The following is a 16,759-nucleotide window of genomic DNA, read 5'->3' as shown; positions in this document are numbered from 1 at the left end:
TTTCCGGAGCTAAACGTGGGGGTGATAGGCGAACAGTGCAGGTGCGCCGCCGGTATGAATAAACAGAATCGGCCCTTCATCTTTGAAGCGTTTCTGACTTATACCATCAATCAGCCCCGCCATCGCTTTTCCGGTATACACGGGATCAAGCAGAATGCCTTCCAGACGCGCCAGCAGTTTCACCGCCTCCATGCCTTCGTCATTCGGCACGCCGTAGCCAGGTGCAAAATAGTCATCCCAGAGTAAAATTTCCGCTGATGCAGTCAGCTCCAGTTCTTTCGCGATCGCCTGTTGTAGGCTAACCACCTTCGGCAACTGGTCAGCAACGGAACGCGAAACGGTCACGCCAATCAGTTCTGTTTCAGGCATCAGTTGTTCCAGCCCTACTGCAAGCCCGGCGTGAGTTCCGGCACTGCCTGATGCCACCACCACTGAAGATATGTTAACCGCCCCTTCACACTGCTGGGCGATTTCCAGCGCACTCTCCACATAGCCCAACGCCCCTAAAGCATTGGAGCCGCCAACCGGAATGACGTATGGGCGAAAGCCTTGCGCTTCGACGCGAGTCGCTAACTCTTCCAGTTGGGCATCAGGATCGGTCAGCGCATCGCACATTTCAATCTGAGTATTGAACAGATCCAGCAACAAACGGTTGCCGTTGGTTAAATAGTTTTCTGCGGTAGTACCAATGGGATTTTCCAGCAGCGCCACGCAATGCAGACCAAGTTTTGCGGCCACTGCGGCAGTCTGGCGCACATGGTTAGACTGAATCGCTCCGGCGGTAATCAGTGTGTCAGCACCTTCGCGCAAGGCGTCTGCTGCGAGAAATTCCAGTTTGCGTAACTTATTTCCGCCCATTGCCAACGGGGTGACGTCATCCCGTTTGATGAAAATGTCCCGCCCGAGATAATCAGAAAAACGTGGCAGATATTCGAGCGGTGTCGGTGCGCCGATAAACTCCAGCCGTGGAAAACGAGTTAAATTATGCAGTGGCATAAAAGCCTCCGATGTGTGTTGTTGTGATCTTGTTATTATGCACGCTGGAAACGTATAAATAAAAAATGCGCCGATTAAAGCGCCCTTTTTTGTCATTATGCCCGTCCAGAATAGCGTTGACACGTTCCCGACTGTGAGTTGAACCGAGGGATGCAACACAGTGGTTGAACCGATCTGCGGGTGATTCGTACTCTGGAGTTTTCTCGGTCTTTCGTTGAGCATATGGCAACTGTAGTACTCATGGATTCCGGGCGATAGCAGGTAGTGTGTTAATAGAATCAGATTTGTGGTCCCGTGATGCTGTTGAATGTCCGATGGGTCATCAGGAACGTAACGGTGTAAAGGCTGCTTATGTACATAAAGCAGAAAATCTGATGTCCCCTGGTTATGGGGATAACTTCTCCTGGCATCTTAGGTTGATCAAGCCTGGTTATCCATACCCGTTCATTAATATGGTAATCATTATCTCTGTATTAATTATTATTTATATCCAGGTCTGTTTTTAGGATAAAAATATTATATTCCATGACGGTATTTTCAGGCACTTTTCTTATAAAAAAGCAGAGAAACACTCACTATCTAAAATTACGCCGACCAATAAACAAACTAACATCCAGAAAACATTACAATTTCAAATTACTCGTCAAAAAAAATCAACCTGATTGCTTGAGATGGATTTTTTCTGTTTATTTGCAATAATGCTCGCATCGATCATTTGTATGATGATTAGATAATACATATTATTTCCCAATGACATTTACACAGTCAAAACATTTAATCCACCATTCTTAAACAAAAAAATTGGAGCTTTTGTGAAAATCAAAATTAATAAAAAAGAAAGGTTTAATGTATATATAAACAACAGAAAAACATTCGGCGTAACGCAAGAGGGAATGAAGACTACATTACTTTGCAGTCTTATATCTGCCACTCTGACCATTCAGCCTGCTTTGGGAGCCAAAATGGAAGTCACTCTTTCTGAAGGAAACCCTGCGGAAATATCTGAAAATATCATTGGTGCTGATGGCGCGCATCGCATGCCAGGTAGTGATGATGGAGAAGCCGGTGAAGATGCTCTCATTGTTAATGTTGTACCCGGTTCGTTACAGGATGAAAATATCCTGACAATTAACAGCGGTACTAGCATTAGTGGCGGTGAAGGCGGATGGGCTGGTGATGATGATGTTACTAAGATGGGATCTGCAGGAGGCCAGGGCGGTACAGCCATTACTGGAAATAATTTTACTCTTGTTAATTCTGGTGATATTTCCGGTGGTAAGGGGGGTTGGGGAGGTTATGGTAATGGTGGAGGCGATGGAGGTGAAGCAGGTACCGCTATTTCCGGAGATGATCTTACCATTACGAACAACGGAAGCATTACGGGTGGCGATGGCGGAATGCCTGGAGCCAGTGGTTATGGCGATAAGAGCGGTGGTTTAACGGGGACTCCTGCTGTTGGTGGGACTGCCATATCTGGCAATAATCTTCAAATAAGCAATAACGGAAACATCACTGCCGGGCAAGGTAGTAGTGGTGCCGAGTGGGCGGTATGGGGGTCTTCTGCCGGCACAGGAGGGAATGGAGGCACGGCCATATCCGGAAATAATATGGAGATAACAAATAATAATCACATTACAGGTGGCCAGGGGGGGGATGGTGCTCGCGGTGGTGAAGGTAGTCTCGAATTTTCTACCGTTCCGAATATTAATGGGAGTACCGGTGGTAGTGGTGGTATTGGAGGGTCTGCTATATATGGTAATAATATTAAGATAAATAATACGGGAGATATAACTGGCGGACAGGGGGGCACTGGTGGTGAAGGTGGTAGAGGTGGTACAGATGAATATGATCACATTGACTCAGCGCCCCTTGGTTCTGGTGGTACTGGTGGTATTGGTGGCACCGGGGGAATTGCCATATCTGGAAATAATATGGAAATAAATAATTATGGAAATATTATTGGTGGAAATGGCGGTACTGGTGGTAATGGTGGCGATGGAGGGCGTTCCCTTGATAATAATAAAACTGGTGCCGGAGGTAATGGTGGCAACGGAGGTAATGGTGGTACTGCTATATCCGGGAGTGATATTACGATAAATAATCATGGTAGGATTTTGCCTGGTAGTGGAGGAGAGGACGGTAGAGGCAACATTGACTTCTACGGAGGGATACCGGGTAACAGAGGGCAAGATTGTGATACCGCAATATCTCTGAATGGTGGAACTAACTCGTTGAATCTCTTCGCTGGTTCTGTCATTCAAGGTGATATTGTTTTGAATAATGTTGAAAATAGTGCTGATGGTAATTCTCTGTCCATTACAAATAAAGACTCCGCCAGCTCTGAGATAAAAGGCAATCTGAGTGCGGGTACAGGTACACATGTTTCCGTTTCAGGAGCTGATGTCACCTTTCGCGGAAGTTCGGTATTTGACACAGATTCATCGCTGAATATGAGCACAGGTTCCAGTCATTTAACTGCCAAAAGTATTCAGTTCAATAACGGTGCAGTGCTTAATGTTGATACTGCCATGACAATATGGAAGCAAAATGAGTACGGCTTGTTGACGACCTCCGACGGCATAACAGGGCTCTCTGAAAATAATATTTATCAGCATAATAATCTACTGAGTGATGGTGCTGAAGACTATGTTTTAACATCACTTAGTGGTAACGGGCAGACAGTAAAAGAGGTGAGTTCTTCTCTGAAGTGGAATGACCCTTCAGGAAATGGATATGGCACGTTTGACCTGAGATATGGCGCGGTGTTAGAGCTGAAGGTACGACTTGCAGATAACAATGCGGCTCAGTTATCTCATGGCTGGGATGGAAAAACGCTGACCAAAGCCGGCGAAGGAACACTGATTCTGTCTTCCAAAAACACTTACACGGGTGTAACAGACATCCGCGGCGGCAATGTTCGCATGAACAGCAACAGTGCTCTGGGGCAGACCAGCGAGATTCGCCTGGCAGACGACACCATGCTGGATATGAACGGTCACAGCCAGACCGCAGGCAAACTGAACAGCGCAGCAGGTTCCATACTGAACATTAATGGCGGTAATCTGACCCTCACAGGTGGAGGCCTGTCTGCAGGTACCCTCATCGGCTCTGGCTCCCTGAACATCAGCGGTGGCGTGTTCGATATTACTGGTGCCAGCCGCGCCCTGAATGCCACCACCACTATCGCAGAAAAGGCAATGGTGAAAGTGCTTAATACTGACGGACTGGGAGCAGGCTCGGTTAACACTGCCGGCACACTGATTCTGGGCAAAGCTGATGCACCTGTCATGCTTGCCAACAGCCAGGTCACCATCGCTCAGCAGGGGACACTCTCCGGCTCTGGTGGTGTCGCCGGGAACGTAACCAACAGCGGTACTCTTGACCTGAGAGCCGATGCTCCGGGTAATGTACTGACGATCGGAGGTAACTATACCGGTAATAATGGCTTACTGCTCATGAACACCGCTCTGGGGAATGACAGCTCCGCAACAGATAAACTGGTTATTAAAGGCAATGCTTCCAGTCAGACCCGAGTGGTTGTTATAAATGCAGGTGGTACCGGAGCACAGACACTGAACGGTATTGAGTTGATTCATGTCGACGGAAATGCTGACAGTGCTGCATTTATTCAGGCCGGGCGTATTGCCGCCGGGGCTTATGACTACACGCTGGGACGTGGTCAGGGAAGCAACCGTGATAACTGGTATCTGACCAGTGGTAAAAACACTCCGTTCCTGCTGCGCGCTCTGAAAGCAATGCAACCCCCTGCCCCTGAACCTGCTCCGGGTGGTCATGACAACGACCTGCGCCCGGAAGCTGGCTCCTACACGGCGAACATTGCTGCCGCAAACACTCTGTTCGTGACCCGTCTTCATGAACGCCTGGGGCCAATGCATTACACCGATGTGATTACCGGTGAGCAGAAAGAAACCAGCATGTGGATGCACCATGAAGGGGGACACAACCGCTGGCGTGACGGTACAGGTCAACTGAAAACACAGGGTAACCGTTACGTCCTGCAGATGGGCGGTGACCTGGCCCAGTGGAGCCGGAACAGATCTGACCGCTGGCATCTGGGGGTTATGGCTGGTTACGGTAATGACCATAACAATACAGATTCTGTACGTACCGGATACAGTTCAAAAGGCAGTGTGAAAGGATACAACACAGGTCTGTATGCCACCTGGTATGCTAATGATGAGACACATAGCGGGGCTTATCTGGATAGCTGGGCACAGTACAGTTGGTTCGATAACGATGTGAAAGGTGACGGACTACCGGGGGAATCCTGGAAATCAAAAGGTCTGACAGCCTCACTGGAAACCGGTTATGTCTGGAAAACCGGTGAGTTTACCGGTAGCCATGGCAGTCTGAACGAATGGTATGTCCAGCCTCAGGCTCAGGTTATCTGGATGGGTGTAAAAGCTGATGAGCACCGCGAACGCAATGGTACCCGTGTTGAAAGCACTGGTGACGGTAACGTCCATACCCTTCTTGGCGTGAAAACCTGGATTAAGGAACACAACAGAATGAATGACGGCAAATCCCATGAGTTCCGTCCGTTCGTTGAGGTGAACTGGCTGCACAACACCCGTGATTTTGGCACCCGCATGAACGGTGTGACGGTACATCAGGACGGCGCCAGCAATATCGGAGAAGTAAAAACCGGTGTTGAGGGACAGATTAATGACCATCTGAACCTGTGGGGCAATGTGGGTGTACAGATCGGTGACGAGGGATACAGTGACGCCTCTGCCATGCTGGGGGCGAAGTATACATTCTGAAGCGGGTAGTGGAGTAGCCAGCGCTTTATCAGTCAGTGCATGAGAGAAACGGGATAACCTGCTCAATGACCGTTGGTTATGACTGCGACCAGAATGCGCTGGCTGAACGAATAAACGAGATCCTGAAAAACTCGCGTCCTGCAGGTCCGGATAATAGTAAAAAATCCGTGGCAATTTATAACCATGAGCGGCCACACCTGGCACTGAAAGACAAAACGCCCGATGAAGTTCATCAGGCGTTTTACAGACAGAAATCTGTCAACTTATAGCAGGACCAGTCAATACGTTGATTATTTGCTCACATCAGCACCAAACCATTTTTCGGAAAGTGCTTGCAAGGTTCCATCTTTTTGCATTTCTGCAATGGCATCGTTAACTGCTTTCAGCAAGTCTTCGTTACCTTTACGCAGCGCGACACCTGACTCCTGGCGGGAGAAGGCTTCGCCAGTTACTGCCAGCGTATCATTGGTTTTCTTCACCAAATCCAGCGCCGCCAGACGGTCAACCAGGATGGCATCAATACGGCCTACGCGCAGATCCTGGTACTTGGTCGGGTCGTCATCATAGGTGCGCACATCAACACCCTGAACATTCTGACGCAGCCACTCTTCATAGTTGGTGCCTAAACCAACACCAACTTTTTTACCTTTCAGGTCGTCTGCGGTTTTTATTGTGCCTTCATTACCTTTTTTCACCAGCGCCTGAATACCGGAAATGGTGTATGGGGTAGAAAAATCGTATTTTTTCTTGCGTTCATCAGAAATGGTGACCTGGTTAATCACCACATCGATGCGTTTAGAATCCAGTGACGCCAGCATCCCGTCCCATTTGGTCGGTTTTAATGCGGCATCAACGCCCAGATGTTTTGCCAGTTGTTGGGCAAATTCCACTTCAAAACCAGTCAACTTGCCGTCATCGCCCTGAAAGCTAAACGGCGGGTAAGTCCCTTCCAGTCCCACCAGCAACGTGCCACGCTCTTTTACTTTATTGAGCAGGCCTTCGTTGGCAAAACTTTTCACGCTCATACCCGCAACCAGCGCCACGGCCATAACGCCCATCAACGCCTGATGTCCCAGATGTGCTAGTTTCATATTCACCCCGAATGTTGTTTTGTTGGTTTGCAGTGTAGAGCCATTGTTTGTAAACACAAAAACAACTCTGCTACATCTTATTCTTATTTAATATATATCAGAAGCTGACATGCAGGGGGAATTCTGCGCAAGATCACCGCGGGTTTGCGTCTGGTAACACTGATACTTACGTAATGCGATGCGGTAATTATTGGTGCTTGTGGTGGGTAGCCAAGGCGCAAGGTTTTCATCAAGAAAACCATCCTGCAACAGGTCGGTGGAAATATCTTGCTCGCTTAAATAATTACCCAAACGACGCAGACGTACCACATACTCGCGCACAGTACCGGGGCTCATTTCAGTATGGTCAAAGAGAAACTGCTTGAAGCCGATAATATCAAAAAAATCACTCTGCGTTTTGCAGTGTAAATCGCCGCAGAAACGACACAACGCGGACCATGATTTTTGTTCTTCCTGCCAACCATTTTCATCAAGCAGTGTATCGAGACGGGAAATCTCGATTTTATTCACTATTTTACCGTCGCGAACCAGCGTAATGCGATCAAGTAGTTTACGGCAAAATGCGCAATGGGTTTGACTGTGTTTAAAGTCTTTAAGATAGCGACTCAATGGCCGCCTTTTCTGGTGCTGCATCATTATTAAGAACTCCTGGTATTCAAAATTAATGTGCGGCATTTACTTAAGTTATAACTTACCCAGTTTGGTGCGTAACCGTTTAATGGCCTGACTGTGTAACTGACTGACCCGCGATTCACCAACTTCCAGCACCGCGCCAATCTCTTTGAGATTAAGCTCTTCCTGGTAATAGAGCGTTAATACTAACTGTTCACGCTCCGGCAACATTTCGATGGCTTCCATTACCCGTTGACGCAAATTACTTTCCAGTAATTTTTGTAACGGGTTTTCGCGCTGATGATCGTCACTTACCAGTTCAATACTATCGCCGTGCTCTTCACGCCACTCATCGTAGGAAAAGAGTTGGCTATTATTAGTATCAAGCAACATTTGTCGATAATCGGCGATTTCGATCCCTAAACGTTCTGCCACTTCAGTTTCTGTGGCGTTACGGCCAAGTTCCTGTTCCAGTTGCCCCATTGCCTGCGCCACTTCACGCGCATTGCGTCGCACGCTTCGTGGCACCCAGTCACGGCTGCGAAGTTCATCCAGCATAGCGCCACGGATTCGCTGCACTGCGTAAGTTGTAAATGCCGTTCCTTGCAGGGCGTCATAACGTTCAACGGCATTAAGTAATCCAATGCCGCCCGCCTGTAGGAGATCATCAAGTTCTACACTCGCGGGCAGTCGGACCTGCAGGCGCAATGCTTCGTGACGCACCAGCGGGATATAACGCTGCCACAGCGAGTATTTATCCATTACACCTTCAGCGGTATAGAGTGATTTCACGATAAACAACCCTGCGTTATATAAGTAATCGGCATAATTATCCGTTTCTGCAGGTTTTTTAATCGGACGATTAATGGGTGAAATAAGCGGTTATTTAGAGTGATCGATAAATAATGAGCAAAATAACCCCGCCGGAGGCGGGGTTAAGAGATCTGACAACGTTCGCTTCATCTTGCCGAATGCGGTGTAAATGCCTTATCCAGCCCAGACGAATATGCAAATTTAATTAATTGCGATTCATCTTGTAGGCCTGATAAGCGCCGCGCATCAGGCAATTTGGCGTTTGCTGTCATTATCGGTTAGTCAGGTTTTGGCGATTAACCCTGCAGCAGAGACAGAACTTGCTGCGGCACCTGGTTAGCTTTAGACAGCACGGAGTTACCCGCCTGCTGGATGATCTGCGCTTTCGACATGTTGGACACTTCGGTCGCATAGTCGGCGTCCTGAATACGGGACTGCGCTTCAGACAGGTTGGTGGTGGTGTTGTTCAGGTTAGTGACCGCAGAATCCAGACGGTTTTGTACGGCACCGAGGGAGGAGCGGAATTTGTCGACTGATGCAATCGCTTTGTCTAAAAGTGCCAGTGGATCAGCAGAAGAAGCCCCTGAGAACTGTGCAGTCGGAGTTGCTGTAGATAATTCAACTTCAACCTTGTTCCCTGTGGCTGTTGCTGCAGTGTCATCATCAAGCGCCGTTGAAACCGTTGTAGCGTAGTTTTTGCCCTGGAATGTTACATAACCCGCAGCCGCACCTTTAGAGTCAGCGGCAACTTTAATCAGTTGATCTTTCTGAGTAGCCGCTGTCGTTAGTCCATTATCGGTGTCTTTGTATTCGACATCGGCTTTATTCAACGTGACTTTACCGTTTGAATGATCAATCGACGCGGAGTAGAAATCACTGCCGGATTGAACGACGAACTGTGCAGTGGCAGCCCCTTTCGCATCCAGTGTATTGTGTAACGTCAGGCTAGAAACATCGACTGTTTTACCTGTCGCAGTAGTCAGATCTTTCGCAACAGCAGTGAAATCAACACCAACGGGTTCCGTTCCTGCATCACCCGTAATTTGAGTAATGGAACTGCTAACATTCAGCGACTGACCCGAAACGGAGAAACCATTCAACCCTAATGTTGAAGAATCAATTTTCTGCAAATCGATAGAGATGGTCTGCCCATCATTCGCGCCAACCTGAATCTTCATCGAACCGTCTTTCGCCAGCACATTCACGCCGTTGAACTGGGTCTGACCGGAAACACGGTCAATTTCATCCAGACGGGATTTGATTTCGTCCTGAATAGAAGACAGGTCAGAATCAGAGTTAGTCCCAGTCGTCGCCTGAACGGTCAACTCACGCACACGCTGCAAGTTGTTGTTGATTTCAGACAGTGCGCCTTCTGCGGTCTGCGCCAGAGAAATACCGTCATTGGCGTTACGCGCGGCCTGAGTCAGCCCTTTAATGTTAGAGGTGAAACGGTTAGCAATCGCCTGACCAGCGGCGTCGTCTTTCGCACTGTTGATACGCAGACCAGAAGAGAGGCGTTCGATAGAAGTCGACAGCGCAGACTGGTTTTTGTTGATGTTGTTCTGAGTGATCAGCGAGAGGCTGTTGGTGTTAATGACTTGTGCCATAATTTTTATTCCTGTTTTTTAGCTCTACGGTTTAAGTATTGGGCTTCCACCCTTCGGCTTCGTCGCCGTCAACCCTGTTATCGTCTGGTCACTCACAACCTTTAGAATTTTTTTCTAGCCGTCGAAATACTCCCCTTCCTCGTTGCTGTTCGTGTCATTAAGCCCAAAAATAAATCGTAAACTTTGCCCCGCTTGCGCCGATAACCCCGGTATTCGTTCTACATGTCGCATGATTAAGGAATATATATGGCTAGTATTTCAACGCTCGGGGTTGGGTCGGGGCTGGACTTAAGCAGCATCCTCGACAGTCTTGAGGCGGCAGAAAAATCTACCCTGACGCCGATATCAAAACAGCAAAGCTCGTACACCGCGAAACTGAGCGCCTACGGGACGCTGAAAAGCGCGCTGGAGAGTTTTCAGACCGCCAACACGGCACTGAATAAAGCCGACTTATTTACCGCTACCTCAACCACCAGCAGTTCCTCGGCTTTTAGCGCCACCACCACGGGCAGCGCAATTGCCGGAAAATACACCATTAGTGTCAGCCAACTGGCACAGGCACAGACGCTCACGACCCAAAACAGCCAAAAAGACAACAAAGCCGCCATCGCCACCAGCGATAGCGTACTGACCATCCAGCAAGGCGGTGGAAAAGATCCCGTCACGATTGATATCAGCGCGGCTAACTCGTCACTCTCTGGTATCCGCGATGCAATTAACAACGCCAAAGCCGGCGTCAGCGCCAGTATCATCAATGTGGGTAACGGCGAGTATCGTTTGTCTATCACCGCCAATGATACCGGTAGCGATAACGCCATGAAACTGAGCGTCAGCGGCGACAGCGCCCTGCAAAGTTTTATGGGTTACAACGGAACGTCGGGTGATAGCAGTAATGGCATGATTGAAAGCGTCACCGCGCAGAACGCCAAACTTACGGTTAATAACGTTGAGATTGAAAACAGCAGCAACACTATCAGTGACGCGCTGGAAGATATCACTCTCAACCTGAATGACGTCACCACTGGTAATCAGACCCTCACCATCAGCAAAGACACCTCCAAAGCTGAAAATGCGGTTAAAGCGTGGGTGGATGCCTATAACACGTTACAGGATACGTTCAGCAGCTTAACAAAATACACCGCAGTCGATGCCGGGGCAGAAAGTCAGGACTCCAGCAACGGCGCGTTACTCGGTGACTCCACGCTGCGTACCATCCAGACCCAGTTAAAAACGCTGCTTGCCAATACGCATAGCAGTTCAGCCTATAAAACATTGGCACAGATCGGTATCACCACCGACGCCAGTACCGGTAAGCTGGAAATAGCGACCGACAAGCTGCAAACGGCCCTAAAGAAAGATGCCACTGGCGTAGGTGAAATGTTTATTGGTGACGGTAAAAGCACTGGCGTAACCACCAGCATTAGCAGCAACCTGACCAGTTGGCTCTCCTCCACCGGGATAATCCAGGCTGCAAAAGATGGCGTAAGCAAAACACTGAACAATTTGACGGATCAGTACAACGCTGCCAGTGAACGTATCGATACATTAATGGCGCGCTACAAAGCCCAGTTCACCCAACTGGATGTGTTAATGAACTCGCTTAACTCCACCAGTAGCTATCTGACACAGCAATTCGACACCTCAAATAGCAGCTCGAAATAATCTTCAGGAGAGACTATGTACAGCGCAAAAGGCTCGCAGGCCTATGCACAAATTGGCGTTGAGAGCGCCGTGATGAGCGCCAGTCCACAGCAACTGGTTACCATGCTATTTGACGGCGTGTTGAGTGCGCTGGTAAGAGCACGCCTGTTTATGCAGGCCAACAACCTGGAAGGTAAAGGCGTTTCTTTATCGAAAGCTATCAACATCATTGAGAATGGGCTGAAGGTGAGCCTCGAAGAAGAAAGCCAGGATGAATTAACCCAGAATTTAATTGCGCTCTATAGCTATATGGTCAGGCGTTTGCTGCAAGCGAATTTGCGTAACGATGTCTCCGCAGTAGAAGAAGTGGAAACGTTGATGCGCAATATTGCCGATGCCTGGAAAGAGACTTTACTCTCCCCTTCTTTGATTCAGGACCCTGTCTGATGAACCATGCACCGCACTTGTATTTTGCCTGGCAGCAACTTGTCGAAAAAAGCCAGCTCATGTTACGCCTGGCGACAGAAGGACGATGGGATGAACTCATCGCCAGCGAAATGGATTATGTGAATGCGGTGCAACAAATCGCGCACCTGACGGAAGAGATGGAACCCTCTGCAATGATGCAGGAACAACTCAAACCGATGCTACGCCTCGTCCTGGACAACGAAAGCAACATTAAGCAGTTATTGCAGGGGCGAATGGATGAGCTGGCGAAGCTGGTTGGTCAGTCATCGATGCAAAAATCCGTATTAAGTGCTTACGGCGACCAGGGCGGCTACGTACTGGCGCCGCAGGAGAATATCGTCAATTTTTCTCCCCATCTGCATTTTGGCAAAGCATAAAAGTTGGATTACTCGCGAATAACCTGATTACGGCTACGCTTCTAATGTTCCCCTCATGTGGAGTCGAAGAATGCGTAATCCCACGCTGTTGCAATGCTTTCACTGGTATTACCCTGAAGGCGGCAAGCTCTGGCCCGAGCTTGCCGAGCGCGCCGACGGTTTAAATGATATTGGTATCAATATGGTCTGGCTGCCACCTGCCTATAAAGGCGCATCGGGCGGATATTCTGTCGGCTACGACTCCTATGATTTATTTGATTTAGGCGAGTTTGATCAAAAAGGCACTGTCGCGACGAAATATGGTGATAAAGCGCAATTGCTGGCGGCCATCGACGCGCTTAAACGCAACGACATCGCCGTACTGCTGGATGTGGTGGTGAACCACAAAATGGGTGCCGACGAAAAAGAAGCAATTCGCGTTCAGCGAGTTAACGAAGAGTGTCGCACGCAAATTGATGATGAAATTATCGAATGCGAAGGCTGGACCCGTTACACCTTCCCTGCACGCGCCGGAAAATATTCACAATTTATATGGGACTTCAAATGTTTTAGCGGTATCGACCATATCGAAAACCCGCATGAAGATGGCATCTTTAAAATCGTCAACGATTACACTGGCGAAGGCTGGAATGATCAGGTTGATGATGAATTAGGCAATTTCGATTATCTGATGGGCGAAAATATCGATTTTCGTAACCATGCCGTCACCGAAGAGCTCAAATACTGGGCGCGCTGGGTAATGGAACAAACTCAGTGCGATGGTTTTCGTCTCGACGCGGTAAAACATATTCCGGCGTGGTTCTATAAAGAGTGGATCGAGCATGTGCAAGAAGTTGCGCCGAAACCACTCTTTATTGTGGCGGAATACTGGTCGCGCGAGGTCGAGAAACTGCAAACGTATATTGATCAGGTGGAAGGTAAAACCATGCTGTTTGATGCACCGCTGCAGATGAAATTCCACGAAGCGTCTCGTATGGGGCGTGATTATGATATGACTGAGATTTTTAGCGGCACATTGGTTGAAGTCGATCCTTTCCACGCTGTGACGCTGGTCGCCAACCACGACACCCAGCCGTTACAAGCCCTTGAAGCCCCAGTGGAGCCGTGGTTTAAGCCGCTGGCTTATGCCCTTATATTGCTACGGGAAAATGGCGTGCCTTCGGTGTTTTATCCTGATCTGTACGGGGCTCATTACGAAGATGTCGGCGGTGACGGACAGACCTATCCAATCGATATGCCAATAATCGAACAACTTGATGAGCTAATCCTCGCCCGCCAGCGTTTTGCCCACGGTGTACAGACGCTATTTTTCGATCATCCGAACTGTATTGCCTTTAGTCGCAGTGGCACCGATGAATATCCTGGCTGCGTTGTGGTTATGTCGAACGGTGACGATGGCGAAAAGACGATTAAACTGGGTGAGAACTACGGCAATAAAACCTGGCGCGATTTTCTCGGTAATCGACAAGAGAGCATAGTTACCGATGAAAATGGCGAAGCGACATTCTTTTGCAACGGCGGCAGCGTCAGCGTTTGGGTTATCGAAGAGGTGATTTAAAACCGATCGCTGACAATACACGCATCGTTATTGCGGCGCCGTTACAGTTTCAGGCCCGATAAGCTTGCGTATCGGGCACTTTTTTTGACATGAAAATCCCCCAGAGCCAGGGGAGTTTCATTACGGCAGCGGCGTCGGTAACGGCGCTTTTTCCAGCGCGGCGGCACACTCTGCCGTCGGACGCGCCACACGTTCCATCGTCATGCCATCATACTCAATAGTGTTACCGTCACGCTCAATCTCGTACAGCTCACGTTTCACAGTAACGTTAGTGAGAGAATCAGACATCAGCGTCAGCTTACCCGGTAACGCAATCACTCGCTGCCATTGACGGCAATCCAGGGTATCACCCTCTTTAGTGACAATCAGGCTACCAATCGCTTCCGGGCTGACCAGCGCACGTTGCGGCCCTTTGGTCTGCCAGTACCCTGCCAACCAGTCTGGCGCAGGGGTTTTTACAACATTATTATAGTTTTCGACTTCGGCACAGCCTGCCAGCAACATGAGTGCGCCTGCAATTGCGAGTTTTTTCATCATTCGTCCTGCATGAGAAGAAAAGTGGATTGTGGCATTAAAGCCCTGACGCTGCCACCCTTTCCAGGCCCAAAGAGAAATTTGATCTAACTATTATTTTTGTGAATTATTGCCGCGCAAATAAATTCTCCTGATGTATGATTCGCGACTCTTGTTTAAACCTTCTGAGTTCAGAGGCTACATACATGTCATGGCAGCAATTCAAACAAGCCTGGTTGATTAAATTCTGGGCGCCAATCCCTGCGGTCATCGCGGCGGGCATTCTCTCCACTTACTATTTTGGCATTACCGGCACCTTTTGGGCAGTTACGGGTGAATTTACCCGCTGGGGCGGTCAGCTCCTGCAACTGTTTGGCGTCCATGCTGAAGAGTGGGGCTATTTTAAAATTATCCATCTGGAAGGATCGCCATTAACCCGCATTGACGGGATGATGATTCTCGGTATGTTCGGCGGCTGTTTTGCCGCGGCATTATGGGCCAACAACGTCAAACTACGCATGCCGCGTAGCCGTATCCGCATTATGCAGGCCATTATTGGCGGGATTATTGCTGGTTTTGGTGCGCGTCTGGCGATGGGCTGTAACCTGGCGGCGTTCTTTACCGGCATTCCTCAGTTCTCGCTGCACGCCTGGTTCTTTGCCATCGCCACCGCCATCGGCTCATGGTTTGGCGCGCGCTTTACCCTGCTGCCTGTCTTTCGTATCCCCGTGAAAATGCAGAAAGTCTCTGCGGCCTCACCGCTGACGCAGAAACCAGATCAGGCGCGGCGCCGTTTTCGTCTCGGGATGCTGGTCTTTTTCGGCATGCTGGGCTGGGCGCTGCTGACGGCGATGAACCAACCAAAGCTGGGGCTGGCGATGCTGTTTGGTGTCGGCTTTGGCTTACTGATAGAACGTGCACAAATCTGCTTTACTTCGGCGTTCCGCGACATGTGGATCACCGGACGAACCCACATGGCGAAAGCGATCATTTTCGGTATGGCGGTAAGTGCCATCGGGATTTTCAGTTATGTACAGTTAGGCGTAGAACCTAAAATCATGTGGGCGGGTCCGAACGCGGTAATTGGTGGATTACTGTTTGGTTTTGGTATTGTGCTGGCGGGCGGCTGCGAAACGGGATGGATGTACCGCGCGGTGGAAGGCCAAGTGCATTACTGGTGGGTCGGTCTGGGCAACGTTATTGGCTCCACGATTTTGGCGTATTACTGGGATGATTTCGCCCCGGCACTGGCAACCGACTGGGACAAAATCAACCTGCTAAAAACCTTTGGTCCAATGGGCGGCCTGCTGGTGACATATTTACTATTGTTCGCTGCGCTGATGTTGATTATCGGTTGGGAAAAACGCTTCTTCCGCCGTGCGGCGCCGCAGACAGCTAAGGAGATCGCATGAAAAATATCGTTCCTGATTACCGTCTTGATATGGTGGGCGAGCCCTGCCCTTACCCGGCGGTTGCAACCCTTGAGGCGATGCCGCAGTTAAAAAAAGGCGAGATCCTCGAAGTGGTCAGCGATTGTCCACAGTCGATTAACAATATTCCGCTGGATGCGCGTAATCACGGCTATACGGTACTGGATATTCAGCAAGACGGGCCGACCATTCGTTATTTAATTCAGAAGTAATCTTTTCTTCCGCTGTTTCAGGCAGCGGGAGTCACTTGCGACGAATACTCCGTTGTCTATTTTCCGTACCGTAGTTGGACTATTATTGATTCACACAGACACAGCATTAAGTGTTCGGACCAGATTGAAGGAATAACACCGATCATGCAAACTACTCTCCCTCACAACTGACGAGAGATTATTTCCCTGATGGATCAGGTTGCTAATTTTCAAAAGATGTTTGAGCAAGTGAGAACGGAGCTAAACTTTTCCTGGTTTTATGCTGAGTTAAAACGTCATCGTATTGCACATTATATTTACTATCTTGCCACAGATAACATCAGGATCGTCACGCACGATGACAATGTTTTGTTAATCAGAGGGAGCAGGAGTCTATTAAAAGTCAGTGCCATCAAGGATCCTGAGCAAGTCAAAAAAGCAGCCCGGACTCACATTTCAAGACAGTCAACATTTCGGGAATATTGTATAACGCTTGCAAAGGCTGGCGTTTTCCGGTGGGTTACTGACGCTGGTGATAATAAGCGGCGTTACTATTCTATCGATAATACACTTTTATATATTGAAGATGTTGAAAACAATAAGCCCTTAATTTAGATGTATTAGCTCATCTCAGATCTGACAGTTATCCGTTATTTATACAGGTATCTGTCAGATTAT

Annotated in this window: 14 protein-coding genes and 2 pseudogenes; 10 read left to right on the top strand and 6 right to left on the bottom strand. The window is 48.8% G+C overall.

What is annotated here, in order from left to right:
- Positions 1–9: 9 nt before the first annotated feature.
- Entirely contained in the window at positions 10–996 is a 987-nt protein-coding gene (gene dcyD / locus FEK42_RS02795) for a D-cysteine desulfhydrase (RefSeq protein WP_130208561.1), read from the bottom strand.
- Positions 997–1,235: 239 nt separating this feature from the next.
- Here dcyD and FEK42_RS22940 point away from each other — a divergent pair.
- From FEK42_RS22940 to FEK42_RS02780, 3 genes and pseudogenes are all read left to right on the top strand, one after another.
- Positions 1,236–1,367: pseudogene (locus FEK42_RS22940) on the top strand (integrase); the annotation flags it as partial.
- A gap of 441 nt (positions 1,368–1,808) precedes the next feature.
- On the top strand, positions 1,809–5,780 hold the full coding sequence (locus FEK42_RS02785) for an autotransporter outer membrane beta-barrel domain-containing protein (RefSeq protein ID WP_138211732.1): 3,972 nt from the start codon (positions 1,809–1,811) through the stop codon (positions 5,778–5,780).
- Between the two features lie 26 nt (positions 5,781–5,806).
- Positions 5,807–6,049: pseudogene (locus tag FEK42_RS02780) on the top strand (integrase core domain-containing protein); the annotation flags it as partial.
- Between the two features lie 21 nt (positions 6,050–6,070).
- Here the strand turns inward: FEK42_RS02780 and tcyJ are convergent.
- The 4 genes from tcyJ to FEK42_RS02760 form a co-directional block, all read right to left on the bottom strand.
- On the bottom strand, positions 6,071–6,871 hold the full coding sequence (tcyJ, locus tag FEK42_RS02775; RefSeq protein WP_130208565.1) for a cystine ABC transporter substrate-binding protein: 801 nt from the start codon (positions 6,869–6,871) through the stop codon (positions 6,071–6,073).
- Between the two features lie 87 nt (positions 6,872–6,958).
- Positions 6,959–7,510, bottom strand: a complete 552-nt coding sequence (gene fliZ, locus FEK42_RS02770; RefSeq protein ID WP_130208735.1) for a flagella biosynthesis regulatory protein FliZ — start codon at positions 7,508–7,510, stop codon at positions 6,959–6,961.
- A 45-nt stretch (positions 7,511–7,555) separates the two neighbouring features.
- Positions 7,556–8,275 carry an RNA polymerase sigma factor FliA gene (fliA, locus tag FEK42_RS02765; RefSeq protein ID WP_064529323.1) on the bottom strand — a complete coding sequence of 240 codons (720 nt, stop codon included), beginning with the start codon at positions 8,273–8,275 and terminating at the stop codon, positions 7,556–7,558.
- 317 nt (positions 8,276–8,592) lie between these two features.
- On the bottom strand, positions 8,593–9,903 hold the full coding sequence (locus tag FEK42_RS02760) for a FliC/FljB family flagellin (protein ID WP_130257637.1): 1,311 nt from the start codon (positions 9,901–9,903) through the stop codon (positions 8,593–8,595).
- Positions 9,904–10,149: 246 nt separating this feature from the next.
- Here FEK42_RS02760 and fliD point away from each other — a divergent pair, with 246 nt between their 5' ends.
- From fliD to amyA, 4 genes are all read left to right on the top strand, one after another.
- Positions 10,150–11,565, top strand: a complete 1,416-nt coding sequence (fliD, locus tag FEK42_RS02755; protein WP_130208569.1) for a flagellar filament capping protein FliD — start codon at positions 10,150–10,152, stop codon at positions 11,563–11,565.
- Positions 11,566–11,580: 15 nt separating this feature from the next.
- Entirely contained in the window at positions 11,581–11,991 is a 411-nt protein-coding gene (fliS, locus tag FEK42_RS02750) for a flagellar export chaperone FliS (protein WP_135492730.1), read from the top strand.
- Positions 11,991–12,389 (top strand): flagella biosynthesis regulatory protein FliT, encoded by a 399-nt coding sequence (gene fliT / locus FEK42_RS02745; protein WP_135492731.1) that lies wholly within the window; start codon positions 11,991–11,993, stop codon positions 12,387–12,389. The genes fliS and fliT overlap by 1 nt, the downstream gene beginning before the upstream one ends.
- A gap of 70 nt (positions 12,390–12,459) precedes the next feature.
- Positions 12,460–13,947 carry an alpha-amylase gene (amyA, locus tag FEK42_RS02740; RefSeq protein WP_130259932.1) on the top strand — a complete coding sequence of 496 codons (1,488 nt, stop codon included), beginning with the start codon at positions 12,460–12,462 and terminating at the stop codon, positions 13,945–13,947.
- A 120-nt stretch (positions 13,948–14,067) separates the two neighbouring features.
- On the opposite strand, the gene yedD is transcribed toward amyA, so the two are convergent.
- The gene (yedD, locus tag FEK42_RS02735) at positions 14,068–14,481 is read right to left on the bottom strand and encodes a lipoprotein YedD (protein WP_064529329.1); all 414 of its coding nucleotides are present in this window, start codon (positions 14,479–14,481) and stop codon (positions 14,068–14,070) included.
- A gap of 185 nt (positions 14,482–14,666) precedes the next feature.
- Here yedD and yedE point away from each other — a divergent pair, with 185 nt between their 5' ends.
- From yedE to FEK42_RS02720, 3 genes are all read left to right on the top strand, one after another.
- Positions 14,667–15,872: a selenium metabolism membrane protein YedE/FdhT gene (yedE, locus tag FEK42_RS02730; RefSeq protein ID WP_130208577.1), complete on the top strand. Its 1,206-nt coding sequence runs from the start codon at positions 14,667–14,669 to the stop codon at positions 15,870–15,872.
- Positions 15,869–16,102: a sulfurtransferase-like selenium metabolism protein YedF gene (yedF, locus tag FEK42_RS02725; protein WP_000790504.1), complete on the top strand. Its 234-nt coding sequence runs from the start codon at positions 15,869–15,871 to the stop codon at positions 16,100–16,102. The genes yedE and yedF overlap by 4 nt, the downstream gene beginning before the upstream one ends.
- Positions 16,103–16,291: 189 nt before the next feature.
- Positions 16,292–16,696 carry a DUF1398 domain-containing protein gene (locus tag FEK42_RS02720; protein ID WP_135492732.1) on the top strand — a complete coding sequence of 135 codons (405 nt, stop codon included), beginning with the start codon at positions 16,292–16,294 and terminating at the stop codon, positions 16,694–16,696.
- Positions 16,697–16,759: the final 63 nt, after the last annotated feature.

It is taken from the genome of Escherichia sp. E2748 (assembly GCF_005781125.1).
Lineage (GTDB): Bacteria > Pseudomonadota > Gammaproteobacteria > Enterobacterales > Enterobacteriaceae > Escherichia.
Note: the sequence above shows the minus strand (reverse complement) of the source record. Positions and strands in the feature narration are given on the sequence as shown.